Raw genomic sequence first — 20,513 nt, 5'->3', positions numbered from 1 at the left:
GATGCTTAGTGCCTAGTTATATATTATGTAAATATCTATTATATTAGTGTTTTATTGTTTCTCAAATGTTATGTATTATTGAAAATAGTGAAAGGTTCTGTTTGTTCTATATGAAAATTTATATCTTTGTTAAGAACAGGACGTGCTGTAAGCTTTATTTGATTTAATATTGCATTAATGAAGTTGACTTCTGTTCTTTCTAATATGTGGCTTGCTATGTTGACGTATTCATTGATAATGATTACTGTGTCTGTATTAGAACATATTAATTCACAAACTGCAGTTTTAATAATGGAAATACTAATTGGATTTATACGGTCTATCGACCACGTATCATTTAAAAACGCTGCAATGGTTGAATTGATTGTGTTGAATGTTAGCAGCATTGTGTTCATAATTTTGAGTAATAGCTGATTATCAACCTGCATTAAGTCTAATAATTCCTTTATCTCATATAAGTATTCGATTAAATTATCAATGTCATTTATAGTGTAGTTATTAAATATCATGGAATACGTACCTTGTATAGCAAGGAACCTTGTTGTTGTTTTTTTTGAATGCCATAAAGGTTTAGGGCATATATTATCTGTCATAATTTTAACTTAAAAATTTATCATGTAATTCAATCATAGCTAAGGCTGCCTTGGCAGCATTTCCACCGACATTCTTTTTATTCATGTCTGCTCTTGCCATTGCCAATTCTAAACTTCCAGCTGTAATCACTCCAAAACCCATAGGAACAGCATGATGAGTTGCAATTTCACTAAGAGATGTTGTTACTCCTTTGCATACATAGTAATAATGATCTGTTTCTCCTTTTATAACACAACCTAGAGCAATATACCCATGGTACTGATATCTGTCACTCATTATTGCAAATACTATGGCTGCAGGTATTTCAAAGGATCCTGGGACATATACTATATCATATTTTACAGGTTTTGAATATTTTTTTAATTGATCTATTGCTCCATCTAATAAAAGATTTGTTATGTCTGAGTAGAACTGTGATACCACTATTAATATGTTAATATGGTCAGGCATATTAATCCCCCTGTTGTATAGTTTTATGAAAATTAAACTTTTTGATTACGTAATGCTTGATTATTAATTGTTGCATTATCGTAATTGAATTACTGCATATCCAGTAAATAATTAATCCTGCAGGAAATGATGAAAAAATGAATATGAAAATGTAAGGTAAAAACTTCATAAAATTTGCTTGAGTTTTATCTTGATTTGAAGGGCTATTATTACTTAGCTTTTGTTGTATTATCATAGTAATACCCAGTATAACTGGCAAAACGCCAACACATATAGTTGGATTGAATTTTAACAGTCCAAACATTGTTAATATGTTTGCAGTATCAAAGCTTGATAAGTCTTTTATCCATAAATAAAATGGAGCATGTCTCATTTCAATTGTAACAAATAACACTTTATACAACGCAAAGAATACTGGTATTTGTATTAATACCGGAATAAATCCAGACATAGGGTTGACATTATTCTTTTTAAAGATAGCTGATATTTCTTTACTCATTTTATCATTATCGTTTTTGTATAACTCTTTTATTTTTAAAATATCTGGCTGTAAGTGCCTGAGTTTAAGCATCGAAACACATGATTTATGTGACAAGGGAAACATTACTAATTTTATTATTACTGTTAATAGTAATATTGCTAATCCAAAATTTCCTATAACATCATTGAAGTATTCTAATAAAAGAAAAACAGGTTTAGTAATGAAGTATAAAATCCCAAAATCTACTGCTTTATCAAATAAAGAAATCTTTAAATTATCTTTGTATTTATCTAATAACTTTAATTCTTTGGCTCCAGCAAATAGATAACTAGTACTAGTTACCGTTTTATTTGGACGTGCGATATAACTATCGTGACTAAAGTCTACTTGAAAACGGTCTTTATTATTATGCTTAGCGTATTTGACGTGGAAATTTAGCTTACTCTTTTGTAGAACATTTGGGATTAATGCTGTAAACCAGTACTTATCACCAATTCCAATCCATTGGTTTTGATTATCATTTATGTCTTGTTGTTGAACTTTTATATGCTTCTCTTTAGTGATGGCTTTATATGTCCATTCTTTGAGTGTGTTTCCGAAACTTCCTACAGCTCCTTCATGTGATATCCAGTAAGATTTATCTGTAGTATGTTTAGATCTGTTAATTCTCCCGTAAGGAATTAAATTTACTGTTGCATCAGTATTATTTGTGATTATTTGTTCTACTTTAAACATGTAGTCATTATCTAAGGTGATTTTTATTTTAAAGATAATACCTTGCTTGTTATCCCATGTTAAAGTTACAGGGTTATTTGGAGATAAAGTTGACTTATTTGAGCTCCAAACTGAGGTGTGGTTAGGTAAAATGATTTCGTGTTTGGGATCTATCCATCCAAATTCAACAAAATATACATCTTCTGTTTCTTCTGGAGATAGTAATACTATTCCTTCAGAGCTACTATCTGGTGTAACATGATAGTTTTTAAATGTTAAATCATCAAACTGTGCTCCCTTTAATGATATTGATCCATTTATTTTTTGGTTGGATAACTTAAGCCGTAGGTTAGTGTTACTTTCTATGACTTCAGATCGCGTTTTGTGTATAAAACTATCATCAAATTCTGGGATCATAGAATCAGAACCTGTATTGTCTTCTGTAGCATATTGTGTGGTAAAAAACTTATCGTATACAAATCTCCACCCCATCATGATCAATACGGATAAAATGACAGCTAATATCAAATTACGAACTTCTATCATATTGCTTAATGAGCCCCTTAATAAAGTTAAGTGTAGCATATAGCTTTTTTTAAATCAATAAGGCAATATAAAATCAAGTGTGTAAGTTGTGTTATTGTGTTGATTTTATCAGATTGATTAATATGTCAAAATACTTCTAAAATGCATTGATTTTAAGCGCTGAATTGAAGAAAAATATTATATAATCATTATCTTAAGAATTAAACTTAATTTGTGATTTTAAAATTGTATATTAGTTATGGATAGTATCTTTATAGAATTTAAAAAATATATAGAAATGATATAATAGTGTTAACAAGATGATTCATTATAAACTTATATCACTGTGTAATGATAAAGTAAGTTATTTGAATTATTACTTGGAAGTTATTATGTATAAATGTTCCCTAAAATTAAATTTTCCGTAAATATGTCTTAAGTTCTTGATTTATAGTATCACTTAATAGAATAATGGTTAATCCATTAGGTATTGTGAGGAATATAAAGAGCAAGTCTCCTAATTGAGATATAGGTACTATATTTTTTGATAATCCACTAATTACGATTATGCACATTATAAGTGTTCTACATAATATAATATGACGTGAACTTCCAAGTATATATTTCCATGATATTTCGCAGTAATAGGAATATGTAATAATTGATGAGAATGCAAAAGCAAATATAATAAAAGGAAATATAACGTATTCACAAATTGGACAAATATTGGAGAATATATTATTAATTGTTATTGCACTACTGCTACTATTTATGTGGACATAAGATCCAGTTAGTATGACTACTATTCCTGTAATAAATGATACAAGTACAGTGTCAATAAATGGTTCAAGCATTGCAGTGCATCCTACTCTTACAGGTTCAGTGTCATTTGTTGAAGCGTGTATTATGGGAGAAGTTCCAACTCCGGCTTCGTTTGCAAAAACTGATCTTCTAACTCCTGCAATAAGGGATCCTATTGCTCCTCCAGTGATACTATTTCCTTCTGTCATTCCATGTAACATTATACTTAGTGTAGAGAGTAGTTGATCTAAATGACTAATAATAATAGCTGTACATGTGGTTATGTATAGTATCACCATTATAGGTGACAGTTTTGTCATGATTTTTGCAATGCGTGTTATTCCTCCCATTATCACTAATCCACTTAATAATGTTAATATTAAAACAATAGTACTACAGTTTACTTGATGGAAAGTGTTGCTTAATAGTATAGTTGCTTGATTTGATTGAAATGATATTCCTCCAAAAGACATAGCTATTATCATGATAATAGCGTATATGTATGCTATTATTTTTCCTGTTTTCACTAATCCTAGTTCAGCTAATCCACATCTGATGTATTGAAAGGGACCTCCTATATTATTTTGCTTTTCTAGTAAATAGTATTTAAATCCTAATGTTACTTCGGCAAACTTTACTGACATGCCTAAAATGCCTATTATTATCATCCATAATACTGCGCCTGCACCTCCTGTAGAAATTGCTATAACTACTCCTGAAATTGTTCCTAATCCTATAGTACCAGATATTGCTGTGATAAATGCTTGAATACTAGAAATAGTATGATTGTTTTTATTCTTAGGTGAATTTATTAAAACATTTAGAGCGTGTTTAAAAAGTCTTATATTAATGAATTTAAATTTTATAGTGCAAAATGTTCCTAGATATATTATCCATAGAATAATTAATGGAATTTTGAATACTGTAAGAGAGAAGATAGATTCTAATATTCTAGAGAGATATGGAAAGAAATCTGTAGGCCCAAGATTTATCATGGTGATCTATATGATACCTATTTTACTGGTTTGACTTTAGTTTTATACATAATGTATATGTATATCGCACTACTGATGGGGATTGATAATATATATATCATTCCAACAATTGGAAATGTTATCCATGGTTTTGTTATTGCAAATACAATAAATATACCAAACAGTAGAATAAATATATAAGATAGGTTTTTTGGTATATAAAGATGTTTTGCGGAAAATGTAGGAATGTTGCTTGCTGATAAGAATGCAATTACAGCAAAATATACTGCTACATTATTTTGATCAGATAAGTTTTGAACCCACCAATGATTATCATGATAGTAAAAAGTTAGCATTACTGGAATTAATGATAATACTGCTCCCAGTGGTGCAGGTACTCCTACAAAAAAAAACTTATGCCAATCTAATTTTTTTTCTTCGTATAAAGACATATTAAATCTTGCAAGTCTGATTGACATGCACATTACAAACATCATTACTAGCATCCAACCTATTACTTTAATTTGCTTGAGAGACCAAAAATATAATAGAAATGCTGGAGCAGCGCCAAAGTTTAAAAAATCTGCAAAGGAATCAAGCTGAGCACCAAAGCCACTAGTGGAATTCAGTAATCTGGCAATCCTACCGTCCATTCCGTCTATGAGTGCTGCTATGATAATAAACATGACAGCAGACTCCCATTTACCAATAAAAGTAAATTTTATAGAAGTCAAACCAGCACATAAACCTAGTAAGGTAACTATGTTAGGAAATAACCTAGCAATAGGAAAAAACTTGCTACTTTGTTCCTCTTTCATATTCTTATACAGACTTAACTGTTAATTGTTTAGGAGCTTCTTGCAGATATGCTAAAATAGTTTCTCCAGCTATAACTGTTTGTCCTACAAATGCTGATATATGGACACTTGATGGTAAATACAGATTAACCCGACTACCGAATCTAATAATACCAAACCTCTCACCGGAGTTAACATTTTGGCCTTCATATGCATTACATACTATACGCCGTGCTACCAGTCCTGCAACTTGATCTATAATAATCGAGTGGCTATCAAGCTTAGATTCAATAACTAACCTTTGTCTTTCATTTAACTCACTGGACTTATCTAGTGAAGCTAATAAGAATTTTCCTGGTATATATTCTGTATTCTTAATAACTCCAGACACAGGAATTCGATTTACATGAACATTCAATATGTTTAAAAAAATACTAATGCATACTACTTGTGTAGAATTATCTATAGGAGAGCTAACTTCCTTAATATCCAATATTACACCATCAGCTGGACTAAGAACTAGATTATCTCCTTCTGGTACTACACGTATAGGGTCACGAAAAAAATATATGCACAATAATGACATAACTAAACAAATTATTCCTAAGCTGCAAGAAATAGCAAATCCAATGCAAGACATAAAAAATGATATCATTATAAATACATATCCCTCTCTGTGGATGTTATGAATAAAATTGTAAAGCATTACTCAACCTCAGACTTTTTAACAGATTATAAACTTTGCAGTATTTTATGCAATTAATATTTGATAGGTTTATGTGATTTATAGGTATATTGTGATAGTCTGTATTGTTTTGTGTTGTTATTTTAATACTAAAGTGTGAATCTGGGTTAATATAATTAAGTTTGCTATTCAGAGTTTTGCAATACTTTTACTTATCATATTTTTTGTAAAATATCAGAGTTTTTAAATATTGTACTAACAATACTAGCTTAGTAATTTTTACAGTATGAAATGAAGAATTTTATATGTATAGGGTTCATATCAATTGAATCCTGAGTATATTTGAGTAAGTTTATAAGAAAGGTATTACGTAATGTTCTTATTTAGTGGTAACTTATACAGTAAATACTATCTACTACTTAATATGTTTGCTTGAGTTATAATTGAGTTAAGTATAAAGATTACAGGACATATTAAGTATGTTGGTAAACTTAAGGTATTATCTTACTTGAGTTATATAACTTATGTAGGAATCTACTTATTGTTTAGTATGTCTTTCTAGGGTTACATTTAGTAAAGTTTAATTGATGGAGCATTAAGTGTGTTGTGTGTTTCATAAGGAAAATGTTATGTAGTGTTTTTTTAGTTATAGTTTATGTAGACAGTAATCTATCCACTGTTTGGTGCATTTTTCTTGCAAGCTATTTTGTTTAAGTCTTTCATCTAAGAATTTGAAATCTACGTAATTTGCATGCTGGTCTTGATTATTACAACTATATACAAAATTTTCCTGCTTTGTTATTGGATCTATATGTTTTTGTAAACATTGAGCACATATTTCTTTCATCATACACTGCATGGGAGAATTAATGGAAGCTATAACTTTAATCTCTTTTTTAAAAAGAATACGTAATTGATTGAATATAGCATGTGATACTGCATCCATCATATGGCTTGAACCAATGATAATAATTCGATCTACAGAATCTAAAGGTATGTCAGTATCTTTTGACAGATGATTGTTATATTGAATTATGGCATCAATTATATTTCCATGGTAGGATTTATCCTGAATTCTTCTTGGTTCAATCATTTTTTCATCACAACACCACACTACGGTATTTGATGATTCTTCTATAGATGATGGTTCAAATACATCTTCTACTTTTTTATATCCTGCAAAATATAAAACTTTGCAATTATTTGATAATAATGCTTTGCCTATTGAGAATAATACAGCATTGCCTACTCCTCCACCTATTAAGATTATGTTTTGGTTATGAGGAATTTCTGTTGGGGTTCCAGTAGGGCCCATGAAAATAATAGGTTCATTTTTTTTAAGATAATTGCATAAGTGGCTAGATCCTCCTATATTCAATACTATAGTTGATATTAATCCTTTCTTCTTATCTACAGAAACTCCTGTTAATGCTATGCTTTCCATTGCTAATTGTGTATTTTCTATATTTAAGCTATTACATTCAAAATTTTGTAATCTGTAGAATTGCCCAGGTTTAAAATTAGCTGCTGCAAGAGGAGCTAAAATAGTAAGTTTAGTGATAGTTTTTGTAATATGTTCTATGTTTACTATATATGTTTTTAACTTGTGGTTTAGTTTTGTTAGTAATTGGGTCTCTTTTGTTGGTGAGTATTGTTTTAATATCTGCGTTATAATTGGATATCCATTTTTAGCACTTGCCATTGCTTTAACTACACTACCTCTATATGGCAGATGTAGATCTCCGAAAATACTAATTTTTTTATCATGTGATATAAATATACTATCTTTTTTTGTAAATTTTGGAGATGCAGTTATTATTGTGCTGTTGCCTTGTAAATCAAAGGTATGGGTGAAATCTTGACCTAATGCATAAAATTGTTGATTTTCTTTTATGCTAATTAAGTTTGGTTTAGTCCCTGCTGCAATTATGATGGTTTTTGTAGGAAGGGTTTTTTTGTTATTGTATTGATCAATCAATATGATATTACTTATGTGATTGTACTGATCAGTTATCATTTTATATGGTTGTAAATTTTCTATAAAATATATTCCTTCTGATAATGCATTATTTATTTCATCATTATTTAATTTATAACTTGGAGCATCTAACAACTGATTTCTATAAACGATAGTAACTCCTCCCCATAATTGTAGTAGCTCGATAATTTTTTCTTCTCTATTTTCTGCTTTAGCTAATGTTTTTTCTTTTCTGATTTGAATTGCATGGCTTAAAAATTCATTTGCAATAATTTTTTCTTCTTCTGTCCAATTTGTTTCTATGTGTGATTTGCCATAGATTTTTGTCAATGCTTCGTATCTTGTAAGGAATTTTTCTACTTGCAATGGATAGTACGCAAGAGCTTCTGTTGCTGCATCTATTGCTGTTAATCCTCCACCTATGATGATGATAGGTAATCTAATTTGTAAGTTTGCAATTGAATTTGTTCTTGCAGCTCCAGTCAGTTGTAGTGACATTAAAAAATCTGATGCCATGCGTACTCCTCGTGCCAAAGAATTATGTACATTTATTATATTTGGGCTACCGGATCCTGTTGCAAGAGCAATATGATGAAACCCCATTTCAAAAGCATGCTCTATTGTTAATGTACTACCAAATCTTATTCCTCCATACATTGCAAAATTTTTTCTTCTCTCTAGTATCAGCCTTGCTATTTTTAGATAATTTTTGTTCCATCTTGCAGTAATACCATATTCAGATACTCCTCCAAATCCATGAGGTATACGTTCGTTTAGGTTTTCATATAATTCTGCTTTTACATTTTTGATTAATTTAAATTCTGTTTTTTCTCCGAATTGAGTAACTCCGGAAATATGTTGTGGTAAAGGTTCAATTTTTAATCCGTCTATTGCAACAACAGTATGTCCATCATTTAGAAGATGATGTGATAGGTTAATTCCTGCTGGACCTAGCCCTATGACTAGTACATTTTTATTTGTATGTACTTGAGGAAGTGGTCGTTCAAAATTTATAGGATTCCACCTGGTGAGTAATGAGTATATTTCAAATCCATAACTTAAAGTGAGGACATTGTTGACAATTTGAGTTTCAATCATTGGTATATTTACAGGATCTTGTTTTTGATAAATGCACGATTTAGTACAGTCATTACAAATATGATATCCTGTTAAAACACATAACGGATTATCAATCATAGCAATTGCTAATGCTGCTATAGTATATCCTTGCGATTTTACTAAATTCATTTCTGATATTTTTTCTTCTAAAGGGCAACCATATAACTCTATGGATAATGTTGATTTTTTAAATGAATTGTTGTTTTCTAATAATCCTTTTGAGCAACTATCTTTATTTTGTTTGTGGCAAAAAATACAATAATGACAGTTGTTTAAGGCTTGATATAAGGTAGGTTCTTTATGAGTGAGGCTAAAGCCATATCTGCGTTTGAGATGCTCTGATGTCATTACAGTTGTATTGTTATTTATAGTTTTTGTTGTTGTAGGGACTAGATTGTTAAAGTCTATTTTATTTGGTACATTGAATAAAATACTATTTGATTTTGAATGTACCATATATGCAGCGTATTTAGCTGTAATGTCTAGGTTTTCTGAATATTTTTCTTGATCTTCAAGCCATAGTAATACTTGTTGAGCAAATTCTTTCTCTTGAATAGGCAATTTAAATATTTGGCTAATTTTCTGTATTATTTCTGATATGTTTAAATTGTTAATGTTTGGATATTTCTTAAGGGCATAACGTTGTATAAATAATCTTTTACATTTATATATTTCTGAAAATTCTTTGTGTGCATTTTGTTGTGTTACTACTTCATTTTCAATTCTAAATAATTTTGTTATGAAATTCTCAACTACATATGAAAGGTCTATAATACATGATGTATTGTCAGATTTAATATCTTTCTTGCGTTCTTTAATTAATATGTTGTGTAGATCTTGGTTATTAGACTGTAGATATGATAGAAATAGATTGTCTAATTTGACTAAACCTTCCCTGGTATATAGATTTTGTACAGTAAGTTCGAATTCTAACATAATTTTTTTATAAAGAGTGTAACATATTGGTTGAAATATGATAATCTTATATTATAAGTGTTGAAAGTTGTAGTTATCAGTTCTATTTTTTAACACTAAAATTATGACATGATAAATCATGTTTACTATAATTGGTGTATTAGAAATATATATCATTGATATATTCATTGTAATTATAAAATTATTAGTATTAAAGAATTGCTGTTAGTATACATCATAATTTACTATATGTGTTCATTCTAAATCTTATCTAAGCTTATTTTATTTTTTATTTATATGATGGTTATATATTCTAGTCATTGGTAAGATGTTGTATATGAGATCTTAATAAAAATTGGTATGAACTTATATTAAATGATTAATTAAAGGTCTTTATTATATAGTTGATAACATAATATATTTATGAGTAAAGTTACTATAGGTGTTTATTTTTCTTGAATTACTTATACTTTAAGAATAAAATTCCGAAGTTGTAGTTTTTTGTTTGTGAAAGATGGCAGAAAGAGGGAGTGATATTAGGCCTGGGCATATATTAGAACATAATAATGCTTTGTATTTAGTTGTAAAAGTTATGCATACTCAGCCAGGTAAAGGTGGAGCCTATATACAAGCTGAAATGAAAAATTTAAAAACTGGTACTAAACAGCATGAAAGGTTTCGTGCAGATGGAGATATAAAGCGTGCTATTGTTGATGAATCTGATTATCAGTATATCTATGGTGATGGTTCAATGATTACTATCATGCACCTTAAGACTTATGAACAGCTGACAATTAGTAAAGATATATTAGGTGATAAGAGTATATATTTGAAGGATAATATTATTATTACTTTAGTGTTCTATAATGGAGAAATAATATCTGCTAAGGTGCCAGATTATGTAACTCTTCAAGTAGTTGAAACCGAAGCTGTCATTAAAGGGCAGACAGTTTCTTCTTCTGCTTATAAAGTAGCAATGTTAGAAAATAATCAACGTATTAGCGTCCCTACATTTATTAAGCCTGGAGATAAAATAGTTGTTTATACTCCAGATGATAGCTATTATGAGCGAGCAAAGGGATAATGTTAAGTTAATTTAGTATTTGTATTCTTGTAGAAGGGCATGTTCTGCAACATATGCTGGACTAGTTTTATTCTTTGTTTGTGTCTATAAAGACGTTGTAAGTAAAAATGTATCTGGCTGTTTATTAAGTTCTATTTATATGTTGAGTAGTTACTTAATTATAGAGTTGTATTAAAAGTAAGGAGTTGTAAATGTCTGTAATTTTTTCTTCTGTTACTAATATTATGTTAAAGTCAGTGAGACAATCATCTAGGGCTTTAATTAGAGATTTTAGTGAAATCCGGTATATGCAATCTTCTTATACTGCTGCAAGTAATTTTACTCGATCTGCTTATTTGAGGTCAAAAAAAATTATTACTGATGGATTATACAGTTATCGACAAGATTATGGCATTATATTTGATGATACTAGAAATGTATCTGAGATTGGAGAAAATTTTTGGTTTGTTAACCCAATAGATAGTAGAACTAATTTTATAAATTATTTGCCTTATTTTGCTACGTTAATTGCTTTTTTTCATCATGGAGAGCCTATTGCTGCTATAATTGATGCTCCAATACTAAAAGAAACTTTTTACGTAGAAAAAGGGATAGGTGCTTTCTCAGAAAATGTGCAATCTCGTTATATAAAAATGCATGTAGGAAATAAACAAAGTATAAGTAGGGCTGTAATTGATTTTGTTATTACACATCTTAGTGTTGGTGTGATTGATAGTCAGCTTAATTCTCAGGCTGTTATAATACGTGCTATGGGTTCTATGGCTTTGGGATTTTCTTATTTGTGTTCAGCGTCTTATGATGCCTTAATTTATTCTAATATTAATAAATATCAAGCTGCTGTGGGTAGATTATTTATTGAAGAAAGTAAAGGCAAAATTGTATGTGATAATGATTTGTTTATAGCTAGTAATTTTACCTTATGTGATTATTTGAGAAAGAAATTTAACGATGAGTAAGTAGGATTATAGAATTTTATGTTTTTTATAGATTTTATGAGAAAAGTAAAGGCAAAGTTATAATGTGATGATAGTTTTTTTATAGCTAGTAATTATATGATTACTTGAGAAAGAAATTTAACGATGAGTAGGTAAAGTTATAAATTTAGTATTAGGTATTCTGTGTTGTTTTTTTTAGGATAGTTTTGTATTGTAATGCAGAAAAATTTATTCATAATCTGCTTATAAGTTAAACATTTACTTATTTTACAGAGTGTAGTATTAGTTTACTATGCTATTATTAAGGCCCTATATTAATAAATGTAGAGGGAATTCTGTATTATTGCAATATGTTTTTGGTAGAGGTTATTGTATTAACATGTGATTAATTTATAAATCAATTGTACTTTATCATGATTTCTGAGTAGTAGAATGATAGAAGTTGGTAAGTGATGTCCATGTTTTTAGGTTGGGAGTTTATAGAAAGTTAGTTATTATTTTATGTGCTATTTTTGAAAAGCTTAGATAACGATGAGTAAATGTTGTATAGAAAACATGATTCTGAATTGTAGGAACTAGCAGATATATGCAAAAGTGTATGTTTAGTTTGAGTGTAGATTTTGTTAAGAGTTTGTGGTTCTTTTATATGCTGTTTTAAAAACTTAGGTAATGATGGATAAATATTATACTGTACAAGAAGATGATCAGAATATAAGAATAGATAAGTTTATTAGAAGAGAATTAAAAATCCCTCAGTCTTTGGTTGAGAAGTTTTTACGTAAAGGTATGATATTACTTGATAATATGAAGGTAAAATCTGATACAAGGATTAATGTTGGGAGTGTAATTTATATAAAATATAATGGGGTTATCTGTGAAAAGAAACACAGTAAAAAAGTTTCTGAGTCTGATAGTGATTTTCTAGTTAGTTTGATTCGTAATAATATTTTATATAAAGATGATGTGTTGGTGATTAATAAGCCTACTGGCATTTCTGTTCAAGGTGGTACTAAGGTTAAAGTTAGTATTAGTGATATTGTAAATAAAATTATAGATGGAGAATCTATGAAAATTGTTCATAGGTTGGATAAGGATACTAGTGGTGTTTTGATATTAGCTCGTAATGCAAGAGTATCCAGATTAATTATGCAAGAATTTAAGAATAGAAGGGTAACAAAGAAATATTTAGCATTGACCCAAGGGATTCCAGAGAATGATATTGGTCAGATCAATCATTCTATTATTAAAAACAAACATACTCTTTCTTTAGAAAAAATTGATAACTCCTGTTTACAAGAAGCTATTACTTTATTTTCTGTCTTGAAGAAGTTACCTTATGATGTTGGATTGCTTGAATTGAAGCCTGTTACTGGAAGAAAACATCAAATTAGGATACATTTATCACAAATTGGGTGTTCTATTATTGGTGATAAGAAATACGGGAAATTTTGTAAACATGTATTAAATGATCACTTACAATTACATGCATATTCTTTATCAATTAACATAGGGACTAAAGAGTTAACATTTACTGCTCCTATTCCATCTTATATGGAAGATACAATTATATGTATTGAGGAGAAATTGTTATAGTTGTTATGAGTAGAAGTGTAAAACTTATATGTTAAAAGCATTGTATTTATAAATTCATGACATCTACTTGTAGTTAGTGTAAGGGTTATATAAATAGTATATTCGGTTGTTGCTAAATGTAAGCTCTAAAGTGTAGTGTATTTATTAAATTACAAATGAAATTTAGACCTAATCTAATTCTTTCAAATTAAAACTGTAATTGGATAATATATATTTAATTAATAAAAAGTACTTTCATAGTGGTATATGGAAGTTTTCTATTGGGTTATACTATGTATATAAAGCATTTTTAAGGTCTTATATTTTATTCATAGTTTGAAAATTACTAAAATTTATAAGATGTAGATTTCAGAATATTATAGAATATTCGTATACTTTATAAATTACAACTGATCTAGAAAGTACAAAAATATAATAAGCATTTTGTTATATTTATGATGAATACGTAATAACTTTGTTTCTTCCTGTATTTTTTGCTTCATATAGGCACTTATCAGCTCTGTCTATCAATTGTTTTATGTTGTTGATGTCAGATTTATGTACTTCGACTACACCAATACTAACAGTTTTGCTTATATCACCTATACTTGTTTTAAAAGGAGTTTGTTCTATTACACTAAGAATTCGTGAGGCTACTTGTTCTGCTGTAGTAATGGTTGTATCTGGTAATATTACAACAAATTCTTCTCCACCAAATCTTGCTAATAAATCTGTGATACGTATATTGTCTGATACTCGTTTTTTAAACTGTTGCAATAATTCGTCTCCAACAGTATGTCCAAATGTATCGTTGACTTCTTTAAAATGATCAATATCTAGTATCATTAAAGATAAATTTTTATCCTTTTGTAGTAATTCGTTTACCATATTATGAAAATGCATATCAAAATAGCGTCTATTATAGCATCCTGTTAGAGGGTCAGTTATAGCCATTGTCATGCTAGTATCTACATTGATTCTCAAAGCATCTTGGTATCTTTTCCTTTTTACTTGAACATTTACTCTTGCGATAAGTTCATTACTGTCTATAGGATTTGTAATATAATCATGAATCCCTATATCAAAAGCTTTACTTAATAACTTTGGATTTTCATGATCATCGAGTAAAACTAGAATAGGAGTGTAACGTGTTTCAATTTTGTTGCGTAATTGTGAGCATAGTCTCAATCCGTCTCCAGAGAATTCTAAATCAATAATGATTAAATCATAATTTTGTATATTGCTTAAAGTCAATGCTTGATCTATGTTATGTGAAACTACAGTTTGCTGAAAAGATTTTTGCAAAACGTTATTTATATGTTCAGATCGGATAATATCTTCATCAACAATTAGGATACTAGCATCGTCAATTTTATTTGCGTAATCCATCATGTTACTATGTAACACGCTCATATCTGCGTTTGTTTTTCCTCTTAATCTTAATTCGTCTATAACCATCTTAAATCTTGTTAATGATCTAATTCGTGCAAATAGAGCTGTGTCGTTTATAGGTTTTGTTAAGAAGTCATCTGCACCATAACTGAGGCCACTTACTCTATTGTCTGATGTATTATCAAGAGCTGTAACCATTACTATTGGAATATATGTAGTTGCTGGATTAGATTTTAATCTCTTGCAGGTTTCATATCCATCCATTTCTGGCATCATAACATCTAATAGTATTATGTCTGGATGTTTTTCTTCAGCAATTTTTATTGCATCCATTCCATTTGTTGCTGTTAAAACATTATAATACTCACTGATGAGCTTAGCTTGCAGTAATTTTATATTTGCAGGTAAGTCATCTACTATTAATACTTTTGCAGTCATATGTCTTCTTTTTTATTCGGTATCTTTTTTATTTCATAGCTTTTATATATTTTTCCATCATCTCCTACTATTTCTTTAATGGTAACATTATCATTTTGTTCTCCTGTACAATCTATGTAAACCTTATTAAAGTAATTAAGTATTTCACCTTTTACACTTACAAATTTTTTATAATAAATTCCTAGGTTTTTTGTTAAAAAAGGGAGTTTTTTTGGGTTAATTACTAAACATACTATTAAAATTATGACAATAATTTCCGATATACCAACGCTAAACACTACTTCAATTAATAAACATATCAAGAGACTTTATTATAAGCATTAATTTACTTAAATCAAGTTGAGTTGTATTGATTTCATTTAAAAAGTTATAATATCTGTTCAATTTTTCTTGATTGTTTATATACCAACTTTGAATTATATCATTAATTATGCTTTGTACCTTATCTAATTTTACTGCTAGTGATAGTGTGGGTTCTATCTGTTTTAGAATATTTTCTGTTATTATAGATTGATAGTCATTTAGATCATCAAGTAAATTTCTAATAGCAATACGCTGCCAGTATGAGGAATTTGATTCCATGTGTGCTGCAAGGTCACGTATACGACTAAAGTTCAGCAATGATCTCAGCTGAAAATATATTTTTCCCACAGCTAACAGTGGTGAATTTGAACTATTTGTTAGATGTATTATATCGAGAAAAGCGGTCATGAATTTTAATTTTGTGATTTTTTTTATGATTGATTCTTCAATATTGTGTTCACTTAGAGAGGATAAAGTATGCTTGTATATTTCTAGAGATTCATTACATAAAATGCTTTCTATATTTTCTTCGAGTAAGGATATTTGTGATGATAATTCTTCTAATTTTGTGTCTATATTTGTAATTTTGGAAGAGTTCCTAATAAACCAGAAGGTAACTTGTCCTATAAATTTTTGTACTTCTCTAATTAAGGCTGTGTATACATTAATGTGAATTTTGCTGTCTAGCTTATCTAATGTTTTCCATATTTCATATAAGTTATATATGTGGGTTGTTATAACATATATTTTGATTGTGTCTTCAACAGTAATGCCAATGTTTTCAATGATGTGATTTACAAAGATACATCCCATTCTATTTACTATATCATTCACTATACACGTTGCTAATATCTCTTTTTTCAAAGGATGCTGCCTTATATATTGTGCGAAATTATCTCTTATATATTGAGGGAAGTAAGATAGTAAATATTGGGATTCATATAAACTTGATAAATTGCTTGAGTGATGGAAAATATTAGAAAGCATAACCTCATTTTTTATAAATGTTCTGGTATATGCTATCAATATTGCAATCTGAGGACAGGTAAAGCCTTTCATTTCAGCACTCATTTTTGTAATTTCTTCATCACTTGGCAAGAATTCTATGTCTCGATTTAATACTTGAATTTTTTCTAAATATTTTAACAGTCTGTGATGTTGTTCTATTCTATTTTGTGCTTGTATACATTCTAACATTAAAGCTTTTGTCTCTAGTTTATTGTGTGACTCTAAAACTATTGATGGTACTTCATGCATTATGTCATCTAGTATCTTATTACGCTCAGCTAAAGAAATATAGTTGTTTTGCATTGCTAGCCTTAGACATATTTTTATATTGATTTCAAAATCAGAACATATCACTCCTCCAGAGTTATCTGTGAAATCAGTATTGATCTTTCCTCCATTATTAGCATATTCAATTCTTCCAAGTTGTGTAGATCCTAAATTTCCGCCTTCTATTATCATTGCAGCTTTTACTTCAGATCCATTAATTCTTAGTGCATCGTTGGTTTTATCTGCTACTGCGGCATTACTTTCTTGTGAAGATTTAATATATGTTCCTATCCCTCCATTCCATATCATATCAACTTTTGCTTGTAATAAGTGTCTGATAAGTGTATTTGGAGAAATCTGATCTTCACTAATATTAAATAGTGTTTTTATTTCAGGGGTTAAGTCTAGTATTTTAGAGTTGCGATTAAAAACTTTTCCACCTTTTGAAATACATGATTTATCATAATCTTCCCATGAAGAACTAGTTAAGTTAAATAACCTCTTACGTTCAAGAAAGCTTTTTTGTGGGTCAGGTGATGGATCAACAAAAATATGACTATGATTAAATGCTCCAATTAGGTGTATTTTATCAGATAATAGCATTCCATTGCCAAATACATCTCCGGACATGTCTCCAATACCAATCACTGTAAATGGTTCATTATATATATCTTTGTCCATAAGCCAGAAATGCCTTTGGGCTCCTACCCATGCTCCTTTTGCTGTAATGCCCATTTTTTTATGATCAAATCCGACTGATCCTCCAGATGCAAAAGCGTCTCCTAGCCAGAAATTATATTCTTCGGAAATTTCATTTGCATAGTCAGAAAATGTAGCAGTTCCTTTATCTGCTGCAACTACTAGGTATGGGTCATATTCATCATATTTAATAATATCATTAGGTGTGACATATTTATCATCGATAATGTTGTCAGTAATGTCTAATATTCCTCTTAAGAAATTTTTATAGCATTCTATAGCAGTACTTTTTGACAAAGCTGCATTTTTTTGTGTACGTTTTAAGATAAATCCTCCCTTAGATCCTACTGGAACAATCACAGAATTTTTTGTCATTTGTGCTTTCATTAATCCTAATATTTCTGTGCGAAAGTCTTCTGTTCTGTCAGACCACCTAATCCCTCCACGTGCAACTTTTCCACCTCGTAAGTGTATACCTTCAAATAAATTAGAGTATACATATATTTCTCTGAAGGGACATGGTAAAGGTATGTTTGGTACTTTACTTGAATCTAATTTTATAGACAGATAATCTTTTCCTTTATAGTAATTCGTACGTAAAATTGCTAAAATTAATGCGTACATGCATCGTAAAATGTGGTCATGTACTACGTCTGTAACTTCTAGTAATAGTTCATTAATTTTATTTTCTATGGAACTAGATTCCTGATTGGTAATTAATGTTGGATTAAATCTGGCTTCAAATAATTTTATAAAATGGAACAAGATTTTTGGATATCTAATAGCAACTTTCTGAGTATAAATTTGACTATAGTTAAATGACACTTGCTTTAAGTATCTACTTAAGACTCTTATCAGCATAACTTCTCTCCAATTTAAGTTAGCTAATATGACTAAGCTATTGAAGTAATCATTTTCTATTTCTTTAGCAAATATTTTTTTAATTGTGGTTTCAAATTGCTGTTTGATACTGTTATGGTCAAAGGATTGTTTTGTATTTGATAGTATAAAGTGATGTAAATATACGGTAATTTTGGCTGTAATAGTATAGCTATGGTGTAAAATTATATTTGTTCCCATTTTTTTTACTATACTCAATATTTCTGAAAGTTGAAGATTGCTTTCTTGAGGTATGTATATTTTTAACTGATAATGAACACTATTTTTGATTAAATAAAGGTCAGCTTCACTAGTATTATATTTACAAACTTGCTCTAATTTTATTATATCGTGATAAGCACTTTTTGAATTAAAATATTCTTGGTAGCTTGGTGGAAATGCTGTTAAATATTGTAAAAATGGATTTATAGATCCTAAATTACAATACATGACATCTTGTAATTTATCTTCCCATCTTCTAGATGCTGCAATTAATTTTTCTTCGATTTCTGATTCCGAAAAGTCACTAAATAACTTATCTCGTGCTTTTAGTATAAACTGCAACCTGACTAGATTATACTCATTTAACATATTATATTGATTGTTGACAACTTTACCTGGGAGCATCTGTTCTAATATGCAACTCATTTTATTTGCAAGTTCAGTGCTTGCTAAAACTTTTGGTATAAAAATTATGCAATTTATAAAATTGTGACTTTGACTTTTTATTATGAAAAGTTTAATTTTTGGGTTGTTAGCTAAAGACAGTATTCCAATTGAAATTTTAAATAGTTCTTCTTCGGAAAATTGAAATAATTCGTCTCTAGATAACCTCTGTAATATATCAATCAATGCTTTATTACTATGTCCACCTCTAGTAAATCCTGCTTTTTTTTCTACTGCTTTTATTTTGCTGCGAATTAATGGAATAGCATTTGCATCTTGAAATGAAATTATGGAGGCAAAAAATCCGTAAAAACAATGTTCTTTTATCAAAATATTGTCTTGAGTAAATATTCTAAGTCCTATACAAATCATGTATTCATATCTATGCACAGTAGATAAAATGTTAGATTGTATGATATATATGTGTTTTTTAGATTCAGGTAAATTTTTAATAGATCCATCTGATGTATTAACTCGCTGTAGTCCAAGACTGGTTTTAGTATTAATTACTAATTTGTTTTGGTCTACAATGTACTCTTCATATCCTAAGAAAATAAAATTATCTTTTCTTAACCATTCTAAGAATGTAATTTCTTCTTCTATAGAATTGCTATAGGAAGCTTTCATAGTATTCAATGCTGAATCGAAATGGTATAACATTGATTTCCAGTCATTAACACAGTAGCTAACTAATTGTAGATTTTTTTCAATATCGTGTTTTAATAGTTTATGAGATTCTTCATCGACATTACTAATAGTAAAATATACTATTGACTCACTTGTCTCATCGTTTGAACAAGATTGTGCAGGTGATATAGTATGTATATGTTTTTCTTTGCGTTCAATATTTAGCACAGCATTTGTATAATAATATATTGATGCATGGTGTTTCTTTATTGCAATGATAATAGAATCAACTATAAATGGTAAATTGTCATTTATGATTTCAATAATAGTTGCATTGCTTATAATATCATTGTTTTGTTGTTCTACATTGAATATTTTTACTTTACTTTCTCCAGGTTGTTTAATCTTAATAAGTTCATATAAATCACGTGCTATGAATAAAAAAAAGTTGGTATCTAATGTAATATTGCTATTGTAAGAGAAACTGTAGAATTGTTTAATAAAGCTTTTGAATAGATAGTCATCTTCCTGTTTTATTAATTCTAAGATTGAATCAATAATCTTTTGATTGAAATTGTTAAGCATTTTTTTAGCTGCGCCAGTTGACAAT

At 29.1% G+C, this 20,513-nt stretch carries 13 protein-coding genes; 3 read left to right on the top strand and 10 right to left on the bottom strand.

Annotated features, from left to right (window positions below):
* Positions 1–68 precede the first annotated feature (68 nt).
* From PVA18_RS03115 to PVA18_RS03085, 7 genes are all read right to left on the bottom strand, one after another.
* Positions 69–593, bottom strand: a complete 525-nt coding sequence (locus PVA18_RS03115; protein ID WP_045804505.1) for a transcription antitermination protein NusB — start codon at positions 591–593, stop codon at positions 69–71.
* A gap of 4 nt (positions 594–597) precedes the next feature.
* Positions 598–1,044, bottom strand: a complete 447-nt coding sequence (locus PVA18_RS03110) for a 6,7-dimethyl-8-ribityllumazine synthase (RefSeq protein ID WP_045804506.1) — start codon at positions 1,042–1,044, stop codon at positions 598–600.
* A gap of 1 nt (position 1,045) precedes the next feature.
* Positions 1,046–2,785 carry a membrane protein insertase YidC gene (yidC, locus tag PVA18_RS03105; protein WP_045804507.1) on the bottom strand — a complete coding sequence of 580 codons (1,740 nt, stop codon included), beginning with the start codon at positions 2,783–2,785 and terminating at the stop codon, positions 1,046–1,048.
* Positions 2,786–3,177: 392 nt separating this feature from the next.
* On the bottom strand, positions 3,178–4,560 hold the full coding sequence (locus PVA18_RS03100) for an alanine/glycine:cation symporter family protein (RefSeq protein ID WP_045804508.1): 1,383 nt from the start codon (positions 4,558–4,560) through the stop codon (positions 3,178–3,180).
* Between the two features lie 17 nt (positions 4,561–4,577).
* The gene (locus PVA18_RS03095; protein ID WP_045804509.1) at positions 4,578–5,357 is read right to left on the bottom strand and encodes a CDP-alcohol phosphatidyltransferase family protein; all 780 of its coding nucleotides are present in this window, start codon (positions 5,355–5,357) and stop codon (positions 4,578–4,580) included.
* Between the two features lie 4 nt (positions 5,358–5,361).
* Positions 5,362–6,042, bottom strand: coding sequence for a phosphatidylserine decarboxylase (locus PVA18_RS03090; RefSeq protein WP_045804510.1), 681 nt, complete (start codon positions 6,040–6,042; stop codon positions 5,362–5,364).
* A gap of 625 nt (positions 6,043–6,667) precedes the next feature.
* A complete protein-coding gene (locus tag PVA18_RS03085; RefSeq protein ID WP_045804511.1) occupies positions 6,668–10,054 on the bottom strand; it encodes an FAD-dependent oxidoreductase in 3,387 nt (1,128 codons plus the stop codon).
* A gap of 493 nt (positions 10,055–10,547) precedes the next feature.
* Here PVA18_RS03085 and efp point away from each other — a divergent pair, with 493 nt between their 5' ends.
* The 3 genes from efp to PVA18_RS03070 all read left to right on the top strand — a co-directional run bounded on the left by efp (position 10,548) and on the right by PVA18_RS03070 (position 13,645).
* On the top strand, positions 10,548–11,117 hold the full coding sequence (efp, locus tag PVA18_RS03080) for an elongation factor P (protein WP_045804512.1): 570 nt from the start codon (positions 10,548–10,550) through the stop codon (positions 11,115–11,117).
* 191 nt (positions 11,118–11,308) lie between these two features.
* Entirely contained in the window at positions 11,309–12,073 is a 765-nt protein-coding gene (locus PVA18_RS03075; RefSeq protein ID WP_045804513.1) for an inositol monophosphatase family protein, read from the top strand.
* A gap of 651 nt (positions 12,074–12,724) precedes the next feature.
* Positions 12,725–13,645, top strand: a complete 921-nt coding sequence (locus PVA18_RS03070) for an RluA family pseudouridine synthase (protein ID WP_086375093.1) — start codon at positions 12,725–12,727, stop codon at positions 13,643–13,645.
* A gap of 432 nt (positions 13,646–14,077) precedes the next feature.
* On the opposite strand, the gene PVA18_RS03065 is transcribed toward PVA18_RS03070, so the two are convergent.
* Genes PVA18_RS03065 through PVA18_RS03055 form a run of 3 tightly spaced genes read right to left on the bottom strand, consistent with a single transcriptional unit; the run spans position 14,078 to position 20,488 of the window.
* Entirely contained in the window at positions 14,078–15,454 is a 1,377-nt protein-coding gene (locus PVA18_RS03065) for a PleD family two-component system response regulator (protein WP_045804515.1), read from the bottom strand.
* Positions 15,451–15,732, bottom strand: a complete 282-nt coding sequence (gene tatB, locus PVA18_RS03060) for a Sec-independent protein translocase subunit TatB (RefSeq protein ID WP_045804649.1) — start codon at positions 15,730–15,732, stop codon at positions 15,451–15,453. Before tatB ends, PVA18_RS03065 begins: the two co-directional genes overlap by 4 nt.
* A gap of 4 nt (positions 15,733–15,736) precedes the next feature.
* Positions 15,737–20,488: an NAD-glutamate dehydrogenase gene (locus tag PVA18_RS03055; protein WP_045804650.1), complete on the bottom strand. Its 4,752-nt coding sequence runs from the start codon at positions 20,486–20,488 to the stop codon at positions 15,737–15,739.
* Between the last annotated feature and the right edge of the window lie 25 nt (positions 20,489–20,513).

Source organism: Ehrlichia muris subsp. eauclairensis (assembly GCF_051097115.1).
Lineage (GTDB): Bacteria > Pseudomonadota > Alphaproteobacteria > Rickettsiales > Anaplasmataceae > Ehrlichia > Ehrlichia muris.
This window is presented reverse-complemented; position numbering and strand designations above follow the sequence as displayed.

Coding starts and splice junctions, on each gene's coding strand:
- efp (WP_045804512.1), top strand. CDS start 10,548: ATGGCAGAAAGAGGGAGTGATATTAGGCCTGGGCATATATTAGAACAT.
- PVA18_RS03065 (WP_045804515.1), bottom strand. CDS start 15,454: ATGACTGCAAAAGTATTAATAGTAGATGACTTACCTGCAAATATAAAA.
- PVA18_RS03110 (WP_045804506.1), bottom strand. CDS start 1,044: ATGCCTGACCATATTAACATATTAATAGTGGTATCACAGTTCTACTCA.
- PVA18_RS03095 (WP_045804509.1), bottom strand. CDS start 5,357: ATGAAAGAGGAACAAAGTAGCAAGTTTTTTCCTATTGCTAGGTTATTT.
- PVA18_RS03070 (WP_086375093.1), top strand. CDS start 12,725: ATGGATAAATATTATACTGTACAAGAAGATGATCAGAATATAAGAATA.
- PVA18_RS03115 (WP_045804505.1), bottom strand. CDS start 593: ATGACAGATAATATATGCCCTAAACCTTTATGGCATTCAAAAAAAACA.
- PVA18_RS03100 (WP_045804508.1), bottom strand. CDS start 4,560: ATGATAAATCTTGGGCCTACAGATTTCTTTCCATATCTCTCTAGAATA.
- PVA18_RS03055 (WP_045804650.1), bottom strand. CDS start 20,488: ATGCTTAACAATTTCAATCAAAAGATTATTGATTCAATCTTAGAATTA.
- PVA18_RS03075 (WP_045804513.1), top strand. CDS start 11,309: ATGTCTGTAATTTTTTCTTCTGTTACTAATATTATGTTAAAGTCAGTG.
- PVA18_RS03085 (WP_045804511.1), bottom strand. CDS start 10,054: ATGTTAGAATTCGAACTTACTGTACAAAATCTATATACCAGGGAAGGT.
- PVA18_RS03090 (WP_045804510.1), bottom strand. CDS start 6,042: ATGCTTTACAATTTTATTCATAACATCCACAGAGAGGGATATGTATTT.
- yidC (WP_045804507.1), bottom strand. CDS start 2,785: ATGATAGAAGTTCGTAATTTGATATTAGCTGTCATTTTATCCGTATTG.